We start from the raw sequence: 5,055 nt of genomic DNA on the forward strand, positions 1-5,055 counted from the left end.
GATCCGCGCGTGGCGGAGCGTGACGGCGGCCGCTACCGCTCGGCATCCTGATCTGCCGATGAGCGGACACGTTGCGCCGTCTCTGAGGAGGTTTAGGGGCGTGCGTCGAATTGGGCGCGGGCTTCGAAGACTCGGTCCATGTGCATCTCCGCCCAGTTCTTGATCGCGATCATGACCGGAAACAGTTCATGGCCGAGCGAAGTGAGTTCGTAGTCGACGCGGACCGGTACCGAGGCAGTGACCGTGCGGGTGACCAGGCCGTCGCGCTCCAGCGTGCGCAGGGTCTGAGTGAGCATCTTCTGGCTGACGCCGGCGATGCGGCCGGCGAGTTCGCTGTGCCGCTGCGGGCCGTCGGCGAGGGCTGGGATCACCAGTGCGACCCACTTGTCAGTAAGCCTGCTCAACAGCTCGCGGGTCGGGCACCGTTCCAGGAACGCGTCGTAGTCGCGTTTGGCCTGTTCGCGGCGTTGTGCCGCGGTCGTCGTCGCCATCGTGCCCTCCACCGGTGCCCTAGGCACTTCACGGTACCTACTTTCTGACAGTGCCCGCTGAATCCTACGGTCTTGGTGATCACGAGAGCCCACCAAGGAGACAGCGATGCGCGCAGTCAGCTATTCACAGTTCGGCGGGCCGGAGGTCCTGTACGTGGCAGACGTGCCGGTGCCCGAGCCGGGGCCGGGGCAGGTACGGGTGAGGGTCGCCGCGTCCGTCGTCCACCCAGTCGACCTGATGATCCGCTCCGGTCGGTTCCCGGCCCCGCTGCCGACCGATTTGCCGTACACGCCCGGCTGGGATGTGGCCGGCACCGTCGACGCGGTCGACCCGGCAGTCGAGCAGTTCACGATCGGCGACAAGGTCATCGGCTTCTCGCCATGGCTGCAAACCACGGTCGGTGCCCACGCGGAGTACGTGGTGCTCGACGCAGCCTGGCTGACCCCCGCGCCCGCCGGCGTCCCCGCCACCGAGGCGGCGACCCTGCCGACCAACGGCCTCGCCGCCGCCCAGGCCCTCGACCTGCTCGCGGTCCCGGCGGGTTCGACCGTGCTCGTCACCGGCGCCGCCGGGCAGGTCGGCGGGTTCGTCCTGGCGCTGGCCCGCGCGACCGGCCTGCACGCCACGGGACTCGCCGGAACCGACGACCGTGCGTTCGTGGAGTCGCTAGGCGCGGCATTCCTGTCGCGCTCCGACGACCCGACGGGGACGTTCGATGCGGTCATCGACCTGGCGGTGATCGGCCCCTCGCTCCTGGACCTCATCCGCGACGGCGGCGGCTACGTGGCCGCGTCGCCTCCGCTTCGCCCGGAACCGGTGCGGAAAATCCGGACCTTCGCGCTGGAGGTGCTACCGGACGGATCGCGGCTGGGTGAACTGGTCAAACTCGTTACCAGCGGCGACATCCCGCTTCGGGTCGCCGGCGTGTACCCCTTCGCCGACGCCGCGGCCGCTCACGACCGGCTGGCCAAAGGCGGCGTCCGCGGCGGCGTGGTGATCGTCCCATGACCCCCAGCCAAACCTCCGCCGTCACGATCAACTGACGCGCCCCACGGTCAGTACGCCGCTCCCGCCACGCCTGCTGCGCGGCGCGGCGCGGCGCGAGCACCTTCACCTGATCGACCGTGAACACCCCTACCGGCCAGATGAAAGCCGTCACCGGGGTGGACCTTTTACCAGCAGCGCCAGCGTCGCTAGAAAGGCGCCGCTGTCACCAAGGGGGAAACCGCCCATGCTCACCACCATCGCCAACGTGCTCGCCGGACTGATCGGCGCAGGCATCATCTTCATCGGCGTCCGAGAGATCTGGGCGCCACAGACCGCAGCCGGCTTCGGCATCCCCGACACGCCGACCGAAGACCGCACCTTCCATGCCTGGCTGACCGTCAAGGCCGTGCACGACAGCCTCCGGGCTCTTCATCTTCATCCTGCTGGCTGGGGCCACACCCCACCTGCTGGGCTGGTTCATGCTGGCCGCCGCCGGCATGCCCGCCGGCGACGCACTGATCGTGTTGCGCAGCAACGGGCCCAAGGCGGTCGCCTACGGCATCCACGGGGCCACCGCCGTGGTAATGGTGGCGATCAGCGTGCTCCTGCTCGTCGCGTGACCACGTGTCACGCCGCTTCGGCCGAAGATCGCATTCACTGAAGGGCAGCCTCTCTCCATGCTCAGCTTCGAGATCAATCCGATCGGTACGGTCCGCAATGACCGGACGGATGTCCAGCACACGGACAACTGGGGTGCCGTCCGCAGCACGATCACCATCGACGAGCGCTTCGGCGAGGCGTGCCTGCAAGGCATGGAGGGATTCTCCCACGTCGAAGTCCTCTTCATCTTCGACCAGTTCCCAGAGCACGACGACTACCGCGAACCCCGCCCGAACCGCGGCCGCGCCGACCTCCCGCCCGTCGGCATCTTCGCCGGTCGCGGTCCCCGCCGACCGAACCGCATCGGGGTGACGTGCTGCGCGATCGAATCCGTGCGCGGCCGCAAACTGACGGTGGTCGGCCTCGACGCGGTCTCGGGCACCCCCGTCATCGACCTGAAGCCGACGATGACCGAGTTCCTGCCGGTAAACGTCCAGCAGCCGGAATGGGTCAGCCACCTGATGTCGGAGTACTTCCAGCCGTAAGCGAGGGCTTGACGGTGGAGCCGATTCCGAGCGCATCGACCTCTCGTATCCACAACTCCGTCGACCCCAACCAGACTCAGCGGCCTTTCCGAAGAGAAATCCCGAGGCGGCCGCGCAGCCGTGATCGAACGTAGCCGCGAAGTGCTCGTCACGGAAGGTAACCGGATCGCGGGTGCCTGCATCCGGACGTGCCGATGTGCGGATGCGGCCAGCAAGGGGCAACCACTGCTTGGCGGGCTGGCGGACCCAGCCGGCGGCTCGGATGGGTGGGCTACCCAGGCGGCGTCGCCCAGCCCGGTGACCACCGGCTGTTTGCCCTCCTTTTGAAGACCGCGCCTTCCGGTACGAGATCGCTGAGCGCCATCCGGGCGTCGGTGGCGAACCAGATGGGCGGGGCGGCCGGGCCGAAGCAGTGCTCCGAGAGCACGGTCAGAAGGGCCCGCTGGGCGGGATTGGGCGCCTCGGACGGCGGGAAGCCATCCGGGAACGCCTTCGTGCGCAGCCGCGCGCCCCAGTCGCCGGCGTACGTGCCTTCAGGCGCGTCGGCCAGGAGCACGGCCAGGGCCGTGACCAGCTCATCAAGAGGCGCCCGGTCGATCGCCGCGGGCAGGAGCTTGAACGGGAAGATCCGCCCGAAGTGCGGAAAAACCTGCTGACACCACGCGGCATCGGCCGGTGCCGATAGCACCTCAAGCAGCGCCCGGGTGCCCGCAGGCTTGACTGCATGCGTGGGCGAGAGCGCGGCGGTTGCCCGTACCACGGGATCCGGATCGTTCTGCAGAACCGGCGCGGTGTCGTACGCCCACGATGCGAGGGTCATGACCGCCAGGACACGGGTGCGCCGGTCGGCGGACACCAGAGCGTGGTCATGCAGCCATACTCCGGCCTCGGGTCGGTGGTGGGCGAGTTCCGGCGCGTCCAGCAGACAGGCGAGCGTGCCCAACGCCGCGGAGACGACCGCCGGGTCGGGATCCGTGCGCATCGCACAGGCTGCGCGGTAGACGCGTGGGCGAGCGGCACGGCACGCGGCGATCGTCGCCGGCTGGCCCGGTGCCCAGTCGCCAGACACCGCCGCGGCTTCCATGACCGAGGTCAGCCAGTCCAGCAGGGCAGCCCGAAGCGGTACCCAAGGGGTGCGGCTTCCCTTGTCGGCCGGTACCGGCGTCAGCGTGCGCGGGTCGTCGAGCACCGCGACAACGAAGTCCAAGGCGGGTGCCGTCGCGCTGTAGATCGTGTCTTGATGGTGGACGACATGGTAGAGATCGCCTAGCGCGCCGGCTTGCCGTGCGGCGTCGTCGCTCAGCAGCGCCGTGAGGATTTCCGGCGTGTGGGGTACGTCTGCCATCCCGGTGTAGGCATGCTCGACCGCGGACCAGTCGGTCTGCGCCAGCAAATGCTCGTGTCGCACCGGGAGAGTATGGATCAGTGTGGTCCGGACGCCGCAGAGAAGTTGTCCACCTAACGACGCTGAGGGCTCATGGCCGGAAGAGGGCATCCGGATCTGCCGCAGACCGAGCGGTTGAGGTGCGCGGCTGGATCGCCGGGCGTCGCCGGCTCGTACGGTGTCTGGCCGCCACCGTGGATGGCGCTGGCGATTGTCCAAGGTCCGTGGTCGCGGACGACGCTCGCCGCAACCGGCACGTGCACGAGGAGTCCGACATGCCGGCCCGACGTCGAGACCGTCCTGAGCATCGAGGTCCTGCCCCCGACGGTCCGCCGAGCGGCCGGTGCGCCGGCAGCCCGGCGAGTCGGTCTGGCCCACAGGCAGAGGCTGCGGCAACGGCGCAGCGATAGCCTGCCGTCATGGCGAGCGCTGAATTGGATGAGTTGATCGTCGCGGACGCCGACGCGCTGCGCGCGTGGTTGTCGGCCAACCACGCCACGTCGCCCGGTGTCTGGCTCGCCCTGACCAAGAAGGGCGGCACAGTTACGACGCTGACCTGGCAGCAGGCGGTCGACGAGGCCCTGTGTTTCGGCTGGATCGACGGGCAGGCCCGTAAGCGGGATCAGGAAACCTCCTGGATCCGATTCACCCCTCGCAGGCCCCGCAGTTCCTGGTCACAACGCAACGTCGCCCACGTGGCCCGGCTGGAGGCGCAGGGGCGAATGCTGCCCCCAGGCCGCGTCGCGGTAGAAGCCGCGAAGGCGGACGGGCGGTGGGCGGCCGCCTACGCCCCGCCGTCGGAAGCCGAGGTGCCGGCCGACATACTCGCCGCCATCGCTGCCGACCCCGCCGCCCAGGCCATGTTCGACGTACTCACCAACACCAACCGGTTCGCTCTCATCCACCGCGTCAATGCCGTCAAACGGGCGCAGACCCGCGAGCGGAAGATCGGCGAGTTCGTTGCCATGCTGGGCCGTCACGAGACGATTTACCCGCAGAAGGCCAAGCCTCCGAACTCGGCGTAATCGGCATCTTCATGATCATGCG

General features: G+C 68.9%; 6 protein-coding genes. 4 read left to right on the forward strand and 2 right to left on the reverse strand.

Annotation, left to right across the window (positions count from 1 at the left end; genetic code table 11):
* Positions 1-92: 92 nt before the first annotated feature.
* Entirely contained in the window at positions 93-491 is a 399-nt protein-coding gene (locus I8N68_RS32105) for a winged helix-turn-helix transcriptional regulator (protein WP_200216864.1), read from the reverse strand.
* A gap of 106 nt (positions 492-597) precedes the next feature.
* Here I8N68_RS32105 and I8N68_RS32110 point away from each other — a divergent pair, with 106 nt between their 5' ends.
* The 3 genes from I8N68_RS32110 (at position 598) to I8N68_RS32120 (ending at position 2,624) form a co-directional block, all read left to right on the forward strand.
* Positions 598-1,500, forward strand: a complete 903-nt coding sequence (locus tag I8N68_RS32110; protein WP_200216865.1) for an NADP-dependent oxidoreductase — start codon at positions 598-600, stop codon at positions 1,498-1,500.
* Between the two features lie 446 nt (positions 1,501-1,946).
* A complete protein-coding gene (locus I8N68_RS33460; RefSeq protein WP_234040992.1) occupies positions 1,947-2,099 on the forward strand; it encodes a DUF4267 domain-containing protein in 153 nt (50 codons plus the stop codon).
* A 57-nt stretch (positions 2,100-2,156) separates the two neighbouring features.
* Positions 2,157-2,624: an SAM-dependent methyltransferase gene (locus tag I8N68_RS32120; RefSeq protein WP_200216866.1), complete on the forward strand. Its 468-nt coding sequence runs from the start codon at positions 2,157-2,159 to the stop codon at positions 2,622-2,624.
* 271 nt (positions 2,625-2,895) lie between these two features.
* Here the strand turns inward: I8N68_RS32120 and I8N68_RS32125 are convergent, their stop codons facing one another.
* Positions 2,896-4,032: a hypothetical protein gene (locus tag I8N68_RS32125; protein ID WP_200216867.1), complete on the reverse strand. Its 1,137-nt coding sequence runs from the start codon at positions 4,030-4,032 to the stop codon at positions 2,896-2,898.
* Between the two features lie 395 nt (positions 4,033-4,427).
* On the opposite strand from I8N68_RS32125, the gene I8N68_RS32130 reads away from it, so the two are divergent.
* Positions 4,428-5,033, forward strand: a complete 606-nt coding sequence (locus I8N68_RS32130; protein WP_200216868.1) for a YdeI/OmpD-associated family protein — start codon at positions 4,428-4,430, stop codon at positions 5,031-5,033.
* The last annotated feature ends 22 nt before the right edge of the window (positions 5,034-5,055 follow it).

The organism is Micromonospora coerulea (genome assembly GCF_016598485.1).
Taxonomy (GTDB): Bacteria; Actinomycetota; Actinomycetes; order Mycobacteriales; family Micromonosporaceae; genus Micromonospora; species Micromonospora coerulea.

Coding starts and splice junctions, on each gene's coding strand:
- I8N68_RS32105 (WP_200216864.1), bottom strand. CDS start 491: ATGGCGACGACGACCGCGGCACAACGCCGCGAACAGGCCAAACGCGAC.
- I8N68_RS32110 (WP_200216865.1), top strand. CDS start 598: ATGCGCGCAGTCAGCTATTCACAGTTCGGCGGGCCGGAGGTCCTGTAC.
- I8N68_RS32120 (WP_200216866.1), top strand. CDS start 2,157: ATGCTCAGCTTCGAGATCAATCCGATCGGTACGGTCCGCAATGACCGG.
- I8N68_RS32130 (WP_200216868.1), top strand. CDS start 4,428: ATGGCGAGCGCTGAATTGGATGAGTTGATCGTCGCGGACGCCGACGCG.